Raw genomic sequence first — 17184 nt, 5'->3', positions numbered from 1 at the left:
TCTTCGGTTCGCTGCCGCGACGGAGCAGCTTCAGAAGGAGCATTGCGTAACACAGGCATGACAGTGACATCAGAGCGGTGGGCGATTTCCCTGGTGACACGCGAGATAGGCATGCAGTCACGAATTCCTCCGCTTCATGAGTGTTGAAGGGTCAAAGTTCACGTGGATCGACAGTGAGCGGGGTGATTCGGAACTGGGCCGAGAGCATGTGGGGGTCGCGTGAGTGCCGGCCTACGAGGAGTTCGAAGGTTCCTGGCTCGACGATGCGTTGGCCGTTTTGGTCCACGAGTGAGCATGATGATGCCGGAAGGGCCAGTTCTACGTCTGTCGATTGTCCGGGCTCGAGGTGGACTTGGGTGAAGTATTTCAGTTCGCGTTCTGCCCAGGTCACGGTGGTCACGATGTCGGTGAGATAGACCTGGACGGTCTCCAGGGCGGGGCGGTTTCCGGTGTTGGTGAGCGTGACCGTGGCTTGCAAGTGCTCTTCGGGGGTGACGTTCTCCGAAACCATACGCAGGCCGGAGTACTCGACCGTGGTGTAGCTAAGTCCCTCACCGAACGCGAAAAGCGGGTCCTGTGACAGGTCTGCGTACCGGTTTCCGTGCTGGCCGCGGATCTGGTTGTAATAGATCGGAAGTTGGCCGGCGTGGCGCGCGAAGGAGATGGGCAGCCGGCCGGTCGGTTCGATCAGTCCCAGGATGAGTTCGGCCACGGCCTGCCCGCCTTTCATGCCGGGGTTGAACGCCTCGATGATCGCCGCGGCGTCGAGAACGGACTGTGGCAGGACAGAGGGTTTGGACTGGATGAGGACGACGATGACGGGGACACCGGTCTTGACGAGGCGTTCGACCAGTTCGATCTGGCCGCCTTGGAGTTCCAGGGTCGCCGTTGACTTGGTTTCGCCGGCCAGGGCCACGGTGTCGCCGATCACGGCCACGACATAGTCAGCATTTCGTGCCGTGTTGACGGCTTCCTGCAGCATGGGCTCGATCGTGCCGGCCGCGAGGAACATCGGCGGCCGCGGTTGCCCGTCGGCGTAGGTGGGGCCGGCGGGATCCGGTACCAGCTGCCCGATGTCGGCTCCCCGGGCGTGGGTGACCGTCCAGTTCTCCGGTACCGTGGCGCGCAATCCGTCGAGGACGGTCGAGATCAGGTGCCGCGGGTGACCGTCGGGCAACCAGTTGATCTGCCCTGAAGCGCCGGCCCAGTCGCCGAGCTGTGCGTGCGGGTCGTCTGCGTTGGGGCCGATCACCGTGATGGTCCTTGGGACTCCGGACGCTTCGGCCCTGCCCGCACGTGACGGGGCGATGCCGCCGTCGAGGGGCAGGGTGCCGTCGTTGCGGAGCAAGACGAGGGACCGGCGGGCCATGTCCAGGTTGACAGACGCGTGTTCTGCGGAGCCGATGACCTTGGCCTGCCGGGCCGCGTCCGGAATGCGGGGATCCTCGAAGAGGCCGAGCTCGAATTTCAGGGTGAGCAGGCGCCGGACGGCGTCGTCGATCAGACTCTCGTCCAGATCACCCCGCTTAACGGCTTCCTGCGCTCCTTCGAAGAACCGGGGAGTCGTCATGACCAGGTCATTGCCCGCTTGGACGGCGACGGTTGCGGCGTGGACGTTGTCCTCGCAGACTTTCTGTTCCCACACCATCCGGCCGACGTTGTCCCAGTCGGTGACCAGGGTGCCGGTGAATCCCCACTCGCCTTTCAGGACGTCGTTGAGAAGCCATTTGTTGGCCGTGACTGGAATGCCGTCGATGGCCTGGTAGCCGAGCATGAAGGTGCGGCATCCTGCTTCGACTGCTTCCTGGAACGGGGGAAGGAACCAGGAACGTAGTTTCCTGCGGCTGATGTCGGCTTCGCTGGCGTCACGGCCGCCCTGGGTTTCCGAGTAGCCGGCGAAGTGTTTTGCGGTGGCGAGGATCGCGGTGGGGTCGGTGAGCCCGGTTCCTTGGTATCCGCGGATCATGGCTTTACCGAGCGCACCGATCAAGTGTGGGTCTTCGCCGAACGTCTCGTTGACGCGGCCCCAGCGCAGGTCCCGGCTGATGCAGAGCACGGGCGAGAAGGTCCAGTGCAGCCCGGTGGAGGCGACCTCGACGGCGGTGGCCCGGGCGCCTTGTTCCACGAGTGCCGGGTCCCAGGTGCTTGCCATGCCCAACTGCGTCGGGAAGATCGTGGCACCGGGCCAGAAGGAATGTCCGTGGATGCAGTCATCGGCCATGAGCAGCGGGATCTGCAAACGGGTGGTGAGCACGAGCTTGCGCGCTTCGACGATGCGTTCGGGTGAGGCGTGCAGGAGTGATCCGGCGAGTTTTCCGAGCACCAGGTCCTCGAGGTCGCCGCGGGCATCGAGCTGAAGCATCTGGCCTGCTTTCTCCTCGAGCGTCATCCGGCCCAGGAGGTCCTCGACGCGTTCCGGGATGGGCAGTGCCGGGTCGGTGTAGGGGGTGGTGCTCAGGTCGCTCTGAGGGGAGTTCATGGGGATTCTCATTTCGTGAGGGCTGCGAGGGGTTTTTGCAGTGTGCGTCCGGCGGGTGGGAGCGTAAAGGTGACGGTGCGCCGGCCTGTGGCGGGATGCTCCGTGATCGCGGAAGCTGCGTCGGGAAGCGTCAGTCCGATGACCGGGGGCGCGGATACGGTGACTTCCCGGGACCCGGAGGCCGTGCGTTTCCACTGAACATTGATTGGCCCGTGAGGGGTGGGAACGGTGCCTTCGGCCCAGTCGAGGTCGCTCGGTGCCGGGTCGATGACCGAGTTGGTGAAGCCTGCGCCTGCTGGTGATACGCCGAGGATGTAACGGGGGAAATGTTGCAGGGGCACGCTGCCCCAGGCGTGACAGTCGCTGCGGAGGCTGACGGTGTCTTCTGCCCAGGTGGTGAGGTTCAGCGCGAGCATGTCCTCCCAGGGTTTCCAGTCGATGCGTTCGTCGGCGTGGGCGTGCCGGAGGGCATCGAAGAGATCGAGCGCTGTCGCGTAGGAGCAGGGGGCTAGGTGCTTGTCTGCCACAGCCCGTCGAAGAAGATCGGTGGCTGCCCCACCTTGTACGACCCCGGAAAGGACGGCCCACATCTGGGCGTGGACGCTTTGCGGCGTTCCGCCGTCACTGTCCCGGTAGTAGCTTGCGTTCTCGTCCCAGGCTGCACCTCTCCTCACGATTTCGGTGAGCGTATCAGCGCGGGAGGCGTACTCCCGGGCCAGCCCGTCCCGGCCGCAGAACCCGGCGATGGACGCGGCTGAGCGGAGGGCTGCGATGTACATGAAGGTGGCGATGGTGTTGGTCCGGCGGGGGCCCAGCTCGGGCACTCCCCTGCTTGTTCTCCATGCTTCGGTCCAGTCAACGAAGTTCCACAGGACGCCGTCGCCTTCGGCGGAAATGACGAATCCGTCCGGGGACAGCCGGTCCTTGAAGTAGCCCAGGACGGCGTCGATCCTGCCGATGAAGCGTTCGGTGTAGGGCCGGTCGCCGACGTAGCTGACGTGGTCGGCGATCATCCTGATCCAGTAGAGCGAGAAGCCGGGGATGAATTGGGGTTCGACGCTCGGGGAGCGGCTCTCTGTCAGGCCGGTCGGGTTTCCCGATGCGGCGAAGTCTTCGATGGCACGCCGGATGAGGCGGTCGTCGGTGGACAGGTGCAGGGAGAACAGCGCTTGGGAGCGGGTGTCCATGGCGTATTGCAGTTGTTCGTAGAACGGGCAGTCCTCGAACGTTTCGTGCATGCAGTTCAGCAGGGTGCGGACGCTGACGTCCCATAGCTTGCCGTATACCTCGGATGATGATGCAAATGAGCCGGTGATTGCCAGGGGGTAATGGGTCCGGGTGAGGTTGATGGATTGAAGCCGCGCCGGCGTGTCCGTCGTGGTGATGCGGAGCCGCACGTACCGGAAGGTCCGGAACCAGAAGGGCGAGTAGACCTCGGGAGCCTCCTGTGTTCCGGTGCCTGAGATGAGGTACTGGTCCGGGTCTCCGTAGAGGTCCCCGTTGATGTGGTCCGTGCGGTCCGCTTTGCGCCGGAGCCATGGAAGGTCGGTGGGAGGTTGTTCGTAGCATTCGGCGGCTGTCAGCTCTACCCGGGCGCCTTGCCCGGATTCGACGGCGAGCGAGAGGAACGCTGTCATCAGGACCCCGGCGTCCAGATCCACGCTGGCGTCGGTGTTCGGGCGGATGTCGATCGGCTCGCCCCGCATCAGCCGGGACCAGTCAATCCCCGGCTCCGAGGAAGCCTTGACGTCGATGATGGGCACGGGCTCGAGGGTGAGGTGGGGTATCGGCCTGGGTGCGAGCGGCGGCCGCGGGGTGCCGCTGAACGGCTGTTGGTTGTCCGTCGCGGGAACATGCCATGCGGCATCGTCGAAGCCGGTTTGGAGCCAGTCGTGTTCGCTGGCCGTGCCGTCGGTGGACTCCTGGATGCCGAGGAACAGGGTGTTGCGGCCCTGCCGGAAATGCCGGCCGTGCACGAAGCGGCACTTCCATGCCGCAGGTTCTGATAGGTCTGTTTCGCCGATGATTCCCCGGACCAGCATGCCGGGCCTCCCGGTCCGTTGGACCGAAACGTTTCCGAGGGATGATGTCGAATAGGACAGCACGTCGATGCCGATGATGTTTTCGCCGGGAATGAGGTGTGCCCCGATGTCCACGGTGTCAGCGAACCAGGTCCGGCCGGACGGCTTGGCGGGACCTGCGGCTACCAGAGCCCCGTTGACCATCAACCGGTACCGCGAGTCGGCACTGATATACACGCGTGCCGGGTCCGTACCGGGTGAACCGATGGTGACGCGGGCACGGAACTTCATGGAGGAGGCAACGCCGCTGCTGGGCGGCTCATCGGTGCCCGCAGGCAGTTCGAACCAAGGTCCGCCCAGGTCCTGGCTGAGGACGGTTTGCTCTTCTTGAACCAATTCGGGGCTCTTCATTTCTTGTCGATGTGTCCTGGTCGGCGGGGGCGGGGCGCACACCGGTGGTGCACGGCCCGCCCCCGGCCCTGCTATTTCAGTGCTGCGGTGAAAGCGTCCTGCATGGAGGTGAGGACCTGCGCGGGTGTCTTCTTGCCGCCCAGCATTTCCTGGATACCGGTCAGGTGCAGGTTCTGGACCTGCGGTGAGGGCCAGTCAACGTCCGGGAACGAGGCCGTCTTGCCTTCCTTGACGAAGGGGATCTCGAGCTTGTTGCTGTCGTTGGACTCGATCGTGCCGTTGGGGGCCACACCGGATTTGTCCGCGTTCATGGCGCTTCCGTCTTTGCTCGCGAGGAATGCGACGAACTTCTTCGCTCCGTCGGCGTTCTTGGCTTTGGCGTTGACGCCCCAGCCCACGCCCAGTCCGAAGGCCAGCCGGGTGTCGGAAGCGTTGTCGGTGGCTGGAATCGGTGCGAGCTCGACGTTCAGGGCCGGGTTGGCTTTCTTCATGGAGTTGGCCATGGTGGAGATCTGGATTGCTCCGAGTGCCCGGCCGTCGGCGACCATGGCGGTCTGGTTGTCGACGGAGGTGCCCAGGGCGTCCTTGTTGAAGCAGCCCTTGTCGAACATTTCCTTGTACTTGGTCATCGCGTCCAGCCAGTTGCTGTCCTGGAAGGTGACCTGCTTGTTGAGCTGCTTCTGGTTGAAGTCCGGATCCTTGCCATAAACATCCGTGGCTGCCAGTGCATAGGTGACCAGCTGGGTGACCCACTGCGTTTGGGCGCCCAGCGCGTAGGCGACCTTTCCTGCCTTTTGAGCGGCGGCGCAGAAACCGAGGACTTCGGTGTAGGTCGTCGGGATCTTCAGGCCGGCGTCCTGAAGGGCTTTGGTATTGTAGACGCCTCCCAGGGTGTTGGCGGTGGCCACGTCCGTGAACATGTACCTCTTGCCCAGGTAACTGGTCGCGGACGTCGTGGAGTCGGGCTGGGCGGCCGCCCAGCTTTCCCCGGACAGGTCCGCTAGATAGCCGTTCTTGGCAAGGGTCCGCACCGCGGTGGCGTTGCCGCTGCCCGGGAAGACGTTCAGGACGTCCGTGGCTGTGCCTGCTGCGAGGCGCGTGCCCATCTGCTGGTTGTAGCTGTCGGTCGGGATGATCGTGTATTCGACTGTCAGGCCCGGGTTGAGTTCGTGGAACTTGTCGGCGATGGCCTTCCACTTGTCGTCAGAGCCGGACAGCCTGGCGACCGTGACGGTGCCTGTGCCGGATGCCGCCGGTGCGTTGGAGGAGCATCCCGTGAGGGCGATGCCGGCGGCGGCTATCGCGCCGATGACTGTGATGACTTTCTTGTGACGCATGGTTCTCCCTTGAAACGCGTGGGTTGGGGTCATTGGAGGATGGATGGAGCCGGCCGGGCGGGACGTTGCGTGCGTCGTCCGCTCAACCCTTCAGCCCTCCTGCGAAGCCCTTGATGATGCTTCGCTGCAGGAGGAAGTAGAAGATCAGGAGGGGTGTCACGCCGATGATGAGCGCGGCGAAGATGGTTCCCCATTGGTTCACGTACTGTCCCGTGAACGAGTAAATGGCTATCGGGATCGTGTTGGTGCCGCTGCCGGAGAGGTACAGCAGCGGGGTGAAGAAGTCGTTCCACACGTGGATCGTGTTGAGGATGACCACGGTGCCCGTGATGGGCCGCATCAGCGGGAACACGACCTGCCAGAACACCCGGAACGGGCTGCCGCCGTCGAGGGTTGCTGCTTCCTCGAAATCAAGCGGCAGGGACCTCAGGAACTGGACGTAGAGGAAGATCGAGAACGGCATCTGGGCGCCGACATAGATGATGACCAGGCCCCAGATCGACCCGATCAGGTGCAGGTCGCGGAAGGTGGTGTAGAGCGGGATGAGTGCCAGCAGGCCGGGGATCAGCAGCCCGCCCAGGAAGAAGGCGAAGGTCAGCTTTGACCAGGTCCGGGTGATGCGCGCCAGCGGGTAGGCGGCCGAGGCACTGATCACCACGATCAGGAAGACCGATACCACCGTGATGACGACGTTGTTGACCATCGCCGGACCAAGGCCGCCGCTGACCCACGCCGTGGCGAAGTTGTCGAAGGACGGGTTCGCGACCGGGGTCAGGGACGCCGTGACGCCGCCGGAATTCAGTGCGGTGTTGATCAGCACGTAAACGGGAGCGGCGAAGAGGAGGGCGACGACGATCATGACCACCTCGAGGGCGCCTGTCTTGAGGGTATAGCGTTTCATTTGTTTTCTCCTCGGCGGAGCAGAGTGAACTGGATGAGGGAGGCGACGGCGACAAACGCTGTCAAAACCAGGGTCAGGGCGGTGCTGTACCCGAATTGCTGGAACTGGAATGCGTCCTTGTAGGCAATCGTGCTCAGGCTCTCCGTGGCGCTGCCGGGGCCGCCCTGGGTCATGATCAGCACCTGGTCGAACAGCTTCAGGCCGCCGATCAGGGACAGCATCAGGTTGATGGTCATTGAAGGTGCCAGCAACGGCCGGGTGATGTTCCAGAACGTCTTGAAGGATCCTGCGCCGTCGAGGCTTGCCGCTTCGTAGACGTCCTCAGGAATGCTCTGCAGGCCCGCCAGGAAGATCACCATCGAGTAGCCGGCGAACTGCCACACCACCACGGAAATGATCGCCGGCAACGCCAGTTGAGCGTTGCCCAGCCAGTCCTGGGCCAGGAAATCCAGGCCGACGGCCCGCAATGCGGTGTTCAACGCGCCTTCCGGAGCGAGGATGTACTGCCACAGATTGGCCACAACCAACGGAGTCACCACCGCGGGCGCGAAGAACAGCACGCGCAGCCAATTGCGGCTCCGGATGGCCGAGTTCACGCCCAACGCCAGCAGCAGGCCGATGAAGTTCTGCACCACCATGACGCCGACCGCATACAGCATGGTGTTCAGGATCGATGCACCGGCCGCGGAATCCTTGAAGACCCGGACGAAGTTCTCGAACCCGACGAAGTCGAACTGCGGCGACAGGCCGTCCCAGTTGGTCAGGGCGTAGAACGCTCCCCGCCAGCTCGGGATCACGACGATCAGGGTAAAGACGGCCAGCGCCGGCAGTAGGAACCACCACGGCGCTCTCGCGCCGGTTCCCGACCGGCGTGAGCGGGTCCGGGACTCTGCGATCGCGCTGCGTGTGATCGCAGATGGTTCAGGACCCCCTGCGCGGGGGCTTGCGAGTTCACGTTGCGTCATCGCATTGTCCATTTCTCTTCATCGAGGACCGGTCGACCGTGGTCGTATCCGTCCATTTTTGGATCGTTTCATCTCGGCTGTGGATGCCTTCCGGACGCCCGCCTCGCAGGATAGGTCTGGTCGGAGCCCTTTTTGGAGGATAGTACGTTCTACACCAAATTACCGCTTTTATGGTCTTTCGTGTGTAGTACGTACTACACTGGATATAGCGTAGATCACATCGGTGGATCTGCCAAGTGGACTCGAATCCGGTTCAGGCGAGGGCGCGGGTTAAAGTGAACGAATCGAAAGGGGTGGCCAGATCATGAGCAGTCATCAGGCGGGCAAACGGCCGACAATTGTGGACGTTGCGCGCCATGCCGGGGTTTCCACGGCTGCCGCATCCAAGGTGCTGCGCGACGCCTACGGTGTCAGTCCGGAGATGAAGGAAAAGGTCAAGGCTTCCATGGATGCCCTGGGGTACCGGCCGTTGACCTCGGCCCGCGGCATGCGCCGCGGACGAACCCACACCGTTGCCGTGGTCGTTGCGGACCTGCACAACGAGTTCTCATCGCTGCTCGTTGAAGGCATCAGGAGAGAGTGCGAACGGCAGAAATACCGGCTGTTGGTGGCCCCTGCCGGCTCGGGCAAGGATGCTCAAAACCGGATGGTCGACGACCTGATCGACCGGGGAATGGACGGAATCGTCCTGATTTCTCCCGTCGGAACCGATGAGGAACTGGAAGTTACAGCAAAGACCATCCCCGTCGTCGTCCTCGGCCGCCATGGGGCCAGCCTGGACTTCGATTCCGTCGCCGCCGATGACTTTGCCGGCGCCAACCTGGTGGTCGATCATCTCGTATCGCTCGGGCATCGGCGAATCACCTACATCAACCACACGACGGACGGGAGGAACGACGCCCGGCTCCCGGAGGAAGTGCGCGTGCGGGGGTATGTTGACGCCATGATCCGGCACGGGCTCGGCGATGCAATCGACATCATCCAGTCACAGTGGAGCCAGGAAGGTGGAGAGGAATCGGGAAAGATGATCCTCGCCCGCACGGAAAGGCCCACGGCTGTCTTCGCCGGCTGCGACATCGCTGCGTTCGGAGTCCTGACAGCGATGTGGGACGCGGACATCCGTGTTCCCGAGGAACTGTCGGTGGCTGGCTTCGACAACATCTTTACGACTTCCCTGGCGCCGGTCTCGATCACCACAATTGATCAATCCGGCCTCGACATGGGCACTGCTGCAGGACGCCTTCTCTTGGAACGCATCGATGGCCGAGCCGAGGCAGTCCACACCGTGTTGCGGCCGGTCCTGGTAGCGCGAAAGACGACCGCGGCGCCCGCGCAAGCAAAGGTCCACCAGCCTTAAGGTGCAGGCCGAGACAAACGATTGACCGCGAAACACTACGACTATCGATCTTCCGCGGCGCCGGGAGGGAAGTCGGCTTCGGCAGACAAGCGGGGGAATCCGGCTGGCTCATCAGAGCTTCACTTCGGCCTCTCCTTTGTTCAGCCTGCCACACGATCGGAACCAACTCGCGTTGGCAATGCGAAGCTTGGTGCAGACAGGGCTTAAATCGAAGCGGGTCACTGAGCCGGATGTCTTGCCTCCGGCAGTCACCCGGCCCGTGCGGCAGCCCGATGAAATCGTGGCTGGTTTGCCCGTCAGGCAGCTGGGTAAGCTCTGTTCAGTTCGGTGCTGTGCCTGCTGTCAGCGCCGTTCCGGTGAAGGGCGGCAACTCTGCTGCCATCCAAATGTTGTACGGCAGCCGGAATGTCCAGTTCGTCGGCACGATCTGGTGCACCAAGGGCTGGTGGATCTTCACGAAAACCACCCCGCAGTACTTCAGCAAAACCGTCTACGTCCCTGGCACAGCGACACGGGTGAACCTTTAGCAGCTACCTGACAGAAATGCGGTCCGGCGCATCACGCCCGGACCGCATTTCTGTGGCCTGGCGACCTTGGTGGGAACCTTCATCTTGTTTCCTGTGCCACAAAAACAGAATCCCCGCAGCGATGACGCGTAGGCGCCATCGCTGCGGGGATGTGGATTTTCAGTTACTGCGCGCACTTCGCGCGTCCAGGTTTGCGCTCGGAACTCTTCACACGACGGCGTGATGCAGCCCCGGCCCTGCGCGTGCATGACCAGGGCATCGCCAGTCTCTGCCGCCGTCCTTTGTGTATCCGTTGTCGAGCATCACCTTGTCCATGTTTGTGTCCGCCTCTGCCGGGCGACGTCGGATTGAGCTCCGCTTCAGAACGGCGGCTCGTCGTCAGCTGCACGTTCGGGCCAGTACCCGGTGTTCACGACTGGTCCGAAAATGCGCGGAAGCACGTTCTGCGCAGCCCGGAAAGCGATGCCGGCCTCGTCGTCATGGATCGTGTTGTCTTCGATGTCGTCGTTGAGTTGATGGGCCAGGAACGCCGCTGTATACGGCGCGGGGACCGTAATTCGGTGTTTCTCAAGCCAGGCCACGGTGTTTTCTTCGATGGTCTTGTTGTGCCGGTTGACGGCGAGGTGGTTGCCCAGTGATGTGGCTGCGTCCTCGGCCGTGATCGTGGTGCTCATAAGTGTCCTCCTGGATTGTTGGATATCGGGCGGGGTGAGAAGTCGAGCTCGTGAGAAGGGACGTCAACCTGGCCTGGCGGGATGCCGGTGATTCTTGAGTGGGCAGCTCCGGGCCGTCAGGCAGTTTTGCGGGAACGTCCTTTCAGGATTCTTTCGGTGTTCTGCTTGCGCTTTCCGGCGGCCCTGCGGGCGTCCATGGCGATGCCCCAGGCTGTGTTTTCGGGGGTGCCGTTCGCGGGGTGGACGTAGAAACCTTTGTCACCGGTGATCGTCTCGCCCGTGCGGGTGGCGGCGTGGACCCGGTAGCAGCGCTGGTTGTGGACCGTGTAGGAAACCTCCAGTTCCAGCCGGAGGTCCCAGAGGTGCTCTGCGTTGTGGAGGGCCTTTTGGGTTGCCGCAAGAAACAGCAGAGCGGCGGCTTCTTCCAGCTGCTGCGCGGTCGGCTCGGCATACCGTGGTGTGTCGTGGCGGGGATTGGCTTCCGTGCCCATGACGCTTCCCTCGATTCATGTACGGTGGATCTTCTTCGTGATGGACATCCCCGGCCACAGCTGTGTGGGGTCCCTTGAACAGGGACATGACCTGTCTGGCGCCTGCGGTAAGCACCCTACGAACAGTTCCTCGTGCCTTTACGCCGCGATGGCGGGTCCTGCATTCCGCAGTGCCTGAAGCTGGAAATAGGCGACGCCGGCGGACTCTCCGAGGTAGTAGTGGATCTGCTCGGCGGTCAGGCCTACCGCGTCGAAGGTGGCGATCGCCGGGAAGGCCTCCATGAGGATCCGTGCGGCGCGGCAGTCGGTGCGGGCCGTGAAGTTCGGTTCCATCATGGTCAGCGCCTTTCGCTGTAGCCGCATGTCGGGCAGATATACAGCTGCCAAGTGGGGTGTGTTTTCCGGACGAAGGCATCCGGGATCATGGCGGTGTCATTGCAGTTGGGGCAGTCCATGGTGTGTCTCCTGATGGCTCGCTGAAGTTGTTCTTCCACAAGCCACCCCGGAGCAGCTGTGCTGCTCTCTGTTTCTCGGTTGTTCAGCGCCGATCAGCAAAGGGACCATGCGCAGGCAAAAGGAAGACCCCCGTCACCGGCGCCGGGGGCAGCGCCGATGACAGGGGTCTTCCGGTCCATGACCGGAGCATGTCCAGTTGCCGGTATTCAGTTGTGGTGTGCCGAGCCGGTTCCCGTGGCCGCGGCTGTTTGGTCGTGTGCGCGGCGGGCCGGGATCAGCCGAAGGGCAGTTCGTCCTTGAGCGCCGACGCGGTGGCACCCGCAGGCACGACGTCAGGCGCCTGCGCCGGAGAAACAGCCCGCGCCTGCTGGTTGCTCTGTTCGGCCGTCGTCACGCGCTTGGCGAGGCGGTTCTGCGTCACCAGGCGCGATTCGAGGAAGGTGAGTTCCTCGACGACGATCTTGATGTCGTCGTAGACGGTCTCGCCGTTCTTCTCGTAGACATTTGCACGGAGCGCCGTCTGCAGCGCCACCAGGTCGCCCTTGTGGATGCGGGCGTACGGCGTGGCCTGGAAGTCGGTGGTCTTGCTGATGAAGCGCTCCACGGGCAGCGCGTCGGAGACGACCTCGCCGTTGCCGTTCTTGAAGTTGCGGTCGGTGTAGACGGTGAACATGACCTTCGCGGACCCGTCCTGGTTGGGGAAGATTTTGGGGTCGTTGGCCAGACGGCCGAGCAGGGTTCCGTTGTTGCGGGGGTTCGACATGGTGTCCTCCTTGATGATGATGATTGGACCAGCGACGGATCGGTGATCCGATCGCCACGCATTGGTCTTCTGTCATGGCTTTTCCCGGATCAGCTCTGCTGATCAGGATGCTTTTCACCGGCTGCCCGCCGCAGGATTGCGATAAGTCGCCGGCGAAGCATGCAATCGCACACCAGGATCGGCTGTGCCGATCGGAGGCTTGTGGCTTTCACCGGCCCCGGCCTTTCGGACCCGCCGACGTCTCCGTGCAGACGTGATGATCCCCGGTCCGCCGCGGCTTGCACGCCGGGCGGCGGACCGGGGATGGTCGGTTGTGGTGCCGGGTGAAGTTACCCGCCGGAACAGCCCGCAGGTGATCAGCCTTCGGTGTCCCGCAGCTTGGTGAACAGCCGCGGGGCGGCGTCGTCAGAGCCTTCCGGCATGACGGTCAGCGTCCGTCGGATGTTGCCGTTCTTGTCGATGCTCTGCCGGCATGGGAGCCCGACCTTCTCCAGCCCGGGATCGACGCTGCAGCTTCCATGAGGCGTGTGGATCCCGTCGAGGAGGTAGATCGTCCCGAAGACGGCGGTCTCCGGTTCCATCCACTCATGGACGTGATCGCTGTCGAGCGCTTCCTGCGGTATCTGGAAGACGAACAGACCACCGCGGTGGCTGGATTCCCGGTACCTCAAACCGGGCAGGCTCCGCTCGACGCGCCCGATCAGCTTTTCGTCAGCCGGGAACCCTGCGGTGACGAGCCTCAGCTCGCGGAACAGTCCATTGCGCCCTTGGTGGGGCCGTGGCTCGGAGAGTGTGAGACTGCCGGACATGAGCATCTCCTCGATCCAGTCGAGGTAGTCATGAAGCGTGCCGGTGAAGCCGGTTTTGCTTCGAGCTCGCGTCCGCCGCTCTCAGTCTCCGCGTAGGGGACCTGATCTTCTGCAGTCAGGGCGGTCATCTCTTCGAGAACGTCGTTCTCAGAGTGGTGATCAGACACTGTGGTCATGTTTCCTTCCCGATCGGCCGCAACCGGAGGGCGCCGCGCATGTCTGACGCCAAGGGGCCCCGGTCGTGCCTCTTCCCATGCCGAAACAGGGAGACGCCTTGATGTCAAGGTCGCACTGAAGGCATTGTCAAGTAATCCTGTTCCCAATGATGTTCCCGAGACAGCTGTGCTGGCTCTGCCCGGACACCCTGTGCCGTGCGCTGCGAATTTGCTCGAACGCAGAGACCTCGGCAGTCTCATGGGCGGTAGTGTCAGCGCCGGCCACGGCAGGACACGGATGTGGGCCCGGACAATTTGCTGGTGCTGGTTGCGGTCATGTGGCGCGGGGTTGGATGACCTTCCCTGTTTCTGCCGCATTCGGTCACGTGAAGCTGAGGCTCCCCGGAGTCTCTGTACCGGCAAGAAGATCGCGGAGACTTTGCTTGTTTGACACTCTCCCCTTACAGCGCGGGTGTGCTCTTCCTGTTGGGAGAGCCGAGCTGTTCATGCTCCTCTGAGTTCAATCAGGAGCAACCGCCGTGCGCAGAAACAGGCACGGCACCGGCCCCCGGGCGTGCGGGGGTCCGGGCCGCGCCTTGCTGTTTAGGCCGATCAGGCGGTTGCGGCGCCCGTCATGATGGCCACGGCGTCGGTCATGCTGTGGGACAGCGGCGTAATGGTGGCCGCGCATTTGCCGAGGCGCTGGATGTGGATACGGTCCGCGACGTCGAAGACATGCGGCATGTTGTGGCTAATCAGGATGACGGGCAGGCCTCGGTCGCGCAGGTCCTTGACGAGTTGCAGGACCTGGTTTGATTCGCGCACGCCAAGTGCCGCCGTTGGCTCATCCAAAACGACGACCTTGGAGCCGAACGCGGCCGCCCGTGCCACGGCCACGGCCTGGCGTTGGCCTCCGGAGAGGTTCTCCACGGGAACGGTCACGTCCTGCAGGGTGGAGATCCCGAGCCGGGTCAGTTCTGCCTTGGCCTTCCTGCGCATGCCTTTGGTGTCGAGCATCCGGAGCAGGCTTCCCAGGGGGCCGGGCAGGCGTTCTTCCCGGCCGAGGAACAGGTTCGAGGCAACATCGAGCGCCGGTGAGACGGCCAGGTTCTGATAGACGGTCTCAATGCCGTGGGCGCGGGCGTCCTGGGGGCGTTTGAAGTGAACCGCTTGCCCGGCAATCTTCAGTTCCCCGGAGTCTGGGATCTCTGCGCCGGTGAGGCATTTGATGAGCGTGGACTTCCCGGCTCCGTTGTCGCCGATGACGGCCAGCACTTCACCGGGATAAAGGTCCAGGCTCACTCCGTCCAGGCCGACGACGCGTCCGAAGGTTTTGACGAGGTTCCTGGCTTGGAGGATCGGCTGGCTGGTTTCGGGCAGGGAGGGCTGGATGCCTGTGGCGGTCATGACTTTACCTTTCGGATCCACTGGTCGATGGAGACGGCGGCGATGACGAGCACGCCCACGGCAAGGGTTTGGTAAAGAACGTCCAGGCCGGCCAGGGAAAGCCCGTTGCGGAACACGCCAACGATCAAAGCACCCAATAGCGAGCCCCAGATGGATCCGCGCCCACCGAAGAGGCTGGTTCCGCCGATGACGACTGCGGTGATCGAGTCCAGGTTCAGGTCAACGCCCGCGTTGGGGCTGGCCGCGTTGGTGCGGCCGATCTGGATCCACGCCCCGGCGGCCAGGACGGCCCCTGCCGCCAGGTAGACACTCATCAGCACCCGGTTGACGGGGATTCCGGCCAGGCGGGCGGCTTCTTTGTCATCACCGACTGCGTAGACGTGCCGGCCCCAGGCGGTCTTGCCGAGGATGAAGGCGACCACACCGTAGAGCAAAAGCATCATGACCACGCCGATGGAGATCCGTACGCCGCCGATCGGGAACGTGGTGCCCGTCCAGGTGAGAAGGTCCGGCATTTTTGATCCGCGCACGGTAGCGCCGTTGGAGTACAGCAGCGTCAGGGCGATGAAGATGTTCAAGGTTCCCAACGTGACGATGAACGGCGGGAGTTTGAGCTTGGTGACCAGGAAGCCGTTCAGGGCCCCGGCGACCAGCGCGACGGCGAGGCCTGCGAGGAGGGCGAGGATGGCCGGGACGCCGTTGTTCACTGCGGTCTGTGCCACCACCATCGATGCCAGGACCATCACTGCCCCGACGGACAGGTCGATGCCTGCGGTCAGGATGATCAGTGTCTGAGCGATCGCGAGGGTGCCGATGACGGCGACCTGCTGGGTGATCAGGGACAGATTCTCAGGCCGGAGGAACCGGTCGTTGAGTATCCCGAAAACAATGACTGCCAGGAGCAGTACGATGGCCGGGCTCATTGCCGGGTAGCGGTGGAGGATGTTACGGATTCTGCTCAGCGGGGTGCTGCGGTCAAGAAATTCTTCGGCAAGGTCCGTTTTGCGGACGGCGGGCGGTCCTGCTGTTTGTTGCTCGGTCACTATTGCTCCTGCATGGATGGTGTATCAGGACCGGTCACCGGGAGATTGCCGTCCCGGGACCGGATCATGGCGGCTCTTGTTATTTGCCCCAGCAGATCTGGGAGGCAGCAGTGGTGTCGATGCTCTGCAGCCCGGTTACCGCCTGGTCAGTCACCAGCGCCGAACCGGTGTTGAAGAAGTCCAGGCCGGCCGAGACCGACGGCTTCCTGCCCGTCGTCGCCAGGTCCTGGATCGCCTGGACTCCCATCTGGGCCATCTTCACCGGGTACTGCTGCGCGGTGGCGCCGATGATGCCGGACTTGACGTTATTCACGCCGGTGCAACCGCCGTCGATGGAGACGACCAGCACGCCCTTTTCCTTGCCGGCGGCCTTCAGCGCTTCGTAGGCTCCGGCAGCTGCAGGTTCGTTGATCGTGTAGACGACATTAATGTCCGGGTTCTTCGAGAGCAGGGTTTCCATGGCGGTACGGCCGCCGTCTTCGGCACCCTGGGAAGCCTGGTTGCCGACGATCTCGTAGTCACCGCCCTTGCCGCCGGTGTACTTTCCGGTTTTGTCCTCGTCGCCATTCTTTGTCTTGTCTTTGGTGTCGATGCCCAAGCCGGTCAGGAAGCCCTGGTCCCGGTTGTAGTCCACCGACACAACCTTGTCGCTGAACAGGTCGACCAGGGCGATGGTGGCCTTCTTGCCGTCAAGCTGCGCCGCGGTCCACTGACCGATCTGCTTGCCGGCCGCGAAGTTGTCCGTGGCGAAGGTGATGTCCACGGCACTGGCCGGGTCAGGCGGGGTGTCCAGGGCGATCACGTATAGTCCGGCGTCGCGGGCCTTCTTGATCGCGTCGACGACGGCGGGACCGTTCGGGGTGATGAGGATGCCCTTGTCTCCGCTGGAGATGGCATTCTCGATGGCCTGGACCTGGGTGTCCTCGTCGCCGTCGGACTTGCCCGCAGCGAGCTTCAGGTCGATGTTGCCGCCATCGGCAGCTTTCTTCGCGCCGTCTTCCATCGCCACGAAATAGGGGTTGGTGGTGGTCTTCACGATCAGTGATACACCGATCTTGGCCCCGGAAGTACTTCCGCCCGCAGCCGGCGAAGCGGTGGAACCGCCGCCGCAGGCGGTGAGGCCGAGGGCGCCGAGCGTAAGCATCGCTCCGACCGCCATCAGCTTGGTCTTGCGGGAGCGCGGGGTGGTGGAACTCAACATTGAATCTCCTGGTAGGTCTGTTAGGCCGGTAGGCCTGACAACGTTGTCGGACTATGTGTAACGTAGTTCACAAGCGCTCGTCAAGAAGAATGGAAAGAAGGACCGCATCAGGATGACAACGTTGTCGGGCCAGGCATGCAACTGAACCGGCCGCCGCCGGCCCACGATAAAACACATAGCTGCTTTG

Annotated in this window: 15 protein-coding genes; 2 read left to right on the top strand and 13 right to left on the bottom strand. The window is 63.2% G+C overall.

From position 1 onward, the window contains the following. Positions 1–151 precede the first annotated feature (151 nt). From E1809_RS20715 to E1809_RS20695, 5 genes are all read right to left on the bottom strand, one after another. A complete protein-coding gene (locus tag E1809_RS20715) occupies positions 152–2479 on the bottom strand; it encodes an exo-beta-d-1,3/1,6-glucosidase (RefSeq protein WP_133206132.1) in 2328 nt (775 codons plus the stop codon). An 8-nt stretch (positions 2480–2487) separates the two neighbouring features. Further along, positions 2488–4911: an alpha-L-rhamnosidase-related protein gene (locus E1809_RS20710; protein ID WP_133206131.1), complete on the bottom strand. Its 2424-nt coding sequence runs from the start codon at positions 4909–4911 to the stop codon at positions 2488–2490. Positions 4912–4982: 71 nt separating this feature from the next. Then, a complete protein-coding gene (locus E1809_RS20705; RefSeq protein ID WP_165962430.1) occupies positions 4983–6248 on the bottom strand; it encodes an ABC transporter substrate-binding protein in 1266 nt (421 codons plus the stop codon). Between the two features lie 82 nt (positions 6249–6330). Further along, positions 6331–7149, bottom strand: a complete 819-nt coding sequence (locus E1809_RS20700) for a carbohydrate ABC transporter permease (protein WP_133206129.1) — start codon at positions 7147–7149, stop codon at positions 6331–6333. Then, positions 7146–8114 (bottom strand): carbohydrate ABC transporter permease, encoded by a 969-nt coding sequence (locus tag E1809_RS20695; RefSeq protein ID WP_205754282.1) that lies wholly within the window; start codon positions 8112–8114, stop codon positions 7146–7148. The genes E1809_RS20700 and E1809_RS20695 overlap by 4 nt, the downstream gene beginning before the upstream one ends. Before the next feature lie 304 nt (positions 8115–8418). On the opposite strand from E1809_RS20695, the gene E1809_RS20690 reads away from it, so the two are divergent. Then, positions 8419–9471: a LacI family DNA-binding transcriptional regulator gene (locus tag E1809_RS20690; RefSeq protein ID WP_133206127.1), complete on the top strand. Its 1053-nt coding sequence runs from the start codon at positions 8419–8421 to the stop codon at positions 9469–9471. A 332-nt stretch (positions 9472–9803) separates the two neighbouring features. Continuing rightward, positions 9804–9998, top strand: coding sequence for a hypothetical protein (locus E1809_RS20685; RefSeq protein ID WP_133206126.1), 195 nt, complete (start codon positions 9804–9806; stop codon positions 9996–9998). Positions 9999–10357: 359 nt separating this feature from the next. On the opposite strand, the gene E1809_RS20680 is transcribed toward E1809_RS20685, so the two are convergent. The 8 genes from E1809_RS20680 to E1809_RS20645 form a co-directional block, all read right to left on the bottom strand. Further along, complete coding sequence (locus E1809_RS20680; RefSeq protein ID WP_133206125.1) at positions 10358–10672, bottom strand: hypothetical protein; 315 nt, start codon at positions 10670–10672, stop codon at positions 10358–10360. A 116-nt stretch (positions 10673–10788) separates the two neighbouring features. Further along, entirely contained in the window at positions 10789–11163 is a 375-nt protein-coding gene (locus tag E1809_RS20675; RefSeq protein ID WP_133206124.1) for a hypothetical protein, read from the bottom strand. A 138-nt stretch (positions 11164–11301) separates the two neighbouring features. Continuing rightward, entirely contained in the window at positions 11302–11499 is a 198-nt protein-coding gene (locus tag E1809_RS20670) for a hypothetical protein (protein WP_133206123.1), read from the bottom strand. 394 nt (positions 11500–11893) lie between these two features. Further along, positions 11894–12382: a single-stranded DNA-binding protein gene (locus E1809_RS20665; RefSeq protein ID WP_133206122.1), complete on the bottom strand. Its 489-nt coding sequence runs from the start codon at positions 12380–12382 to the stop codon at positions 11894–11896. Between the two features lie 356 nt (positions 12383–12738). Beyond that, positions 12739–13191, bottom strand: a complete 453-nt coding sequence (locus tag E1809_RS20660; RefSeq protein WP_133206120.1) for a hypothetical protein — start codon at positions 13189–13191, stop codon at positions 12739–12741. Positions 13192–13958: 767 nt separating this feature from the next. After that, on the bottom strand, positions 13959–14753 hold the full coding sequence (locus tag E1809_RS20655) for an ATP-binding cassette domain-containing protein (RefSeq protein ID WP_133206119.1): 795 nt from the start codon (positions 14751–14753) through the stop codon (positions 13959–13961). Further along, the gene (locus tag E1809_RS20650) at positions 14750–15796 is read right to left on the bottom strand and encodes an ABC transporter permease (protein ID WP_133206118.1); all 1047 of its coding nucleotides are present in this window, start codon (positions 15794–15796) and stop codon (positions 14750–14752) included. Before E1809_RS20650 ends, E1809_RS20655 begins: the two co-directional genes overlap by 4 nt. A 79-nt stretch (positions 15797–15875) precedes the next feature. After that, positions 15876–16997 (bottom strand): substrate-binding domain-containing protein, encoded by a 1122-nt coding sequence (locus E1809_RS20645; protein ID WP_133206117.1) that lies wholly within the window; start codon positions 16995–16997, stop codon positions 15876–15878. Positions 16998–17184: the final 187 nt, after the last annotated feature.

This window comes from Arthrobacter terricola (assembly GCF_004354015.1).
GTDB lineage: Bacteria > Actinomycetota > Actinomycetes > Actinomycetales > Micrococcaceae > Arthrobacter > Arthrobacter terricola.
This window is presented reverse-complemented; position numbering and strand designations above follow the sequence as displayed.

Bases quoted from the DNA above. Each gene is read 5' to 3' on its own strand.
- E1809_RS20715 (WP_133206132.1), bottom strand. From the start codon at position 2,479: ATGAACTCCCCTCAGAGCGACCTGAGCACCACCCCCTACACCGACCCG.
- E1809_RS20710 (WP_133206131.1), bottom strand. From the start codon at position 4,911: ATGAAGAGCCCCGAATTGGTTCAAGAAGAGCAAACCGTCCTCAGCCAG.
- E1809_RS20705 (WP_165962430.1), bottom strand. From the start codon at position 6,248: ATGCGTCACAAGAAAGTCATCACAGTCATCGGCGCGATAGCCGCCGCC.
- E1809_RS20700 (WP_133206129.1), bottom strand. From the start codon at position 7,149: ATGAAACGCTATACCCTCAAGACAGGCGCCCTCGAGGTGGTCATGATC.
- E1809_RS20695 (WP_205754282.1), bottom strand. From the start codon at position 8,114: ATGACGCAACGTGAACTCGCAAGCCCCCGCGCAGGGGGTCCTGAACCA.
- E1809_RS20690 (WP_133206127.1), top strand. From the start codon at position 8,419: ATGAGCAGTCATCAGGCGGGCAAACGGCCGACAATTGTGGACGTTGCG.
- E1809_RS20680 (WP_133206125.1), bottom strand. From the start codon at position 10,672: ATGAGCACCACGATCACGGCCGAGGACGCAGCCACATCACTGGGCAAC.
- E1809_RS20675 (WP_133206124.1), bottom strand. From the start codon at position 11,163: ATGGGCACGGAAGCCAATCCCCGCCACGACACACCACGGTATGCCGAG.
- E1809_RS20670 (WP_133206123.1), bottom strand. From the start codon at position 11,499: ATGATGGAACCGAACTTCACGGCCCGCACCGACTGCCGCGCCGCACGG.
- E1809_RS20665 (WP_133206122.1), bottom strand. From the start codon at position 12,382: ATGTCGAACCCCCGCAACAACGGAACCCTGCTCGGCCGTCTGGCCAAC.
- E1809_RS20660 (WP_133206120.1), bottom strand. From the start codon at position 13,191: ATGTCCGGCAGTCTCACACTCTCCGAGCCACGGCCCCACCAAGGGCGC.
- E1809_RS20655 (WP_133206119.1), bottom strand. From the start codon at position 14,753: ATGACCGCCACAGGCATCCAGCCCTCCCTGCCCGAAACCAGCCAGCCG.
- E1809_RS20645 (WP_133206117.1), bottom strand. From the start codon at position 16,997: ATGTTGAGTTCCACCACCCCGCGCTCCCGCAAGACCAAGCTGATGGCG.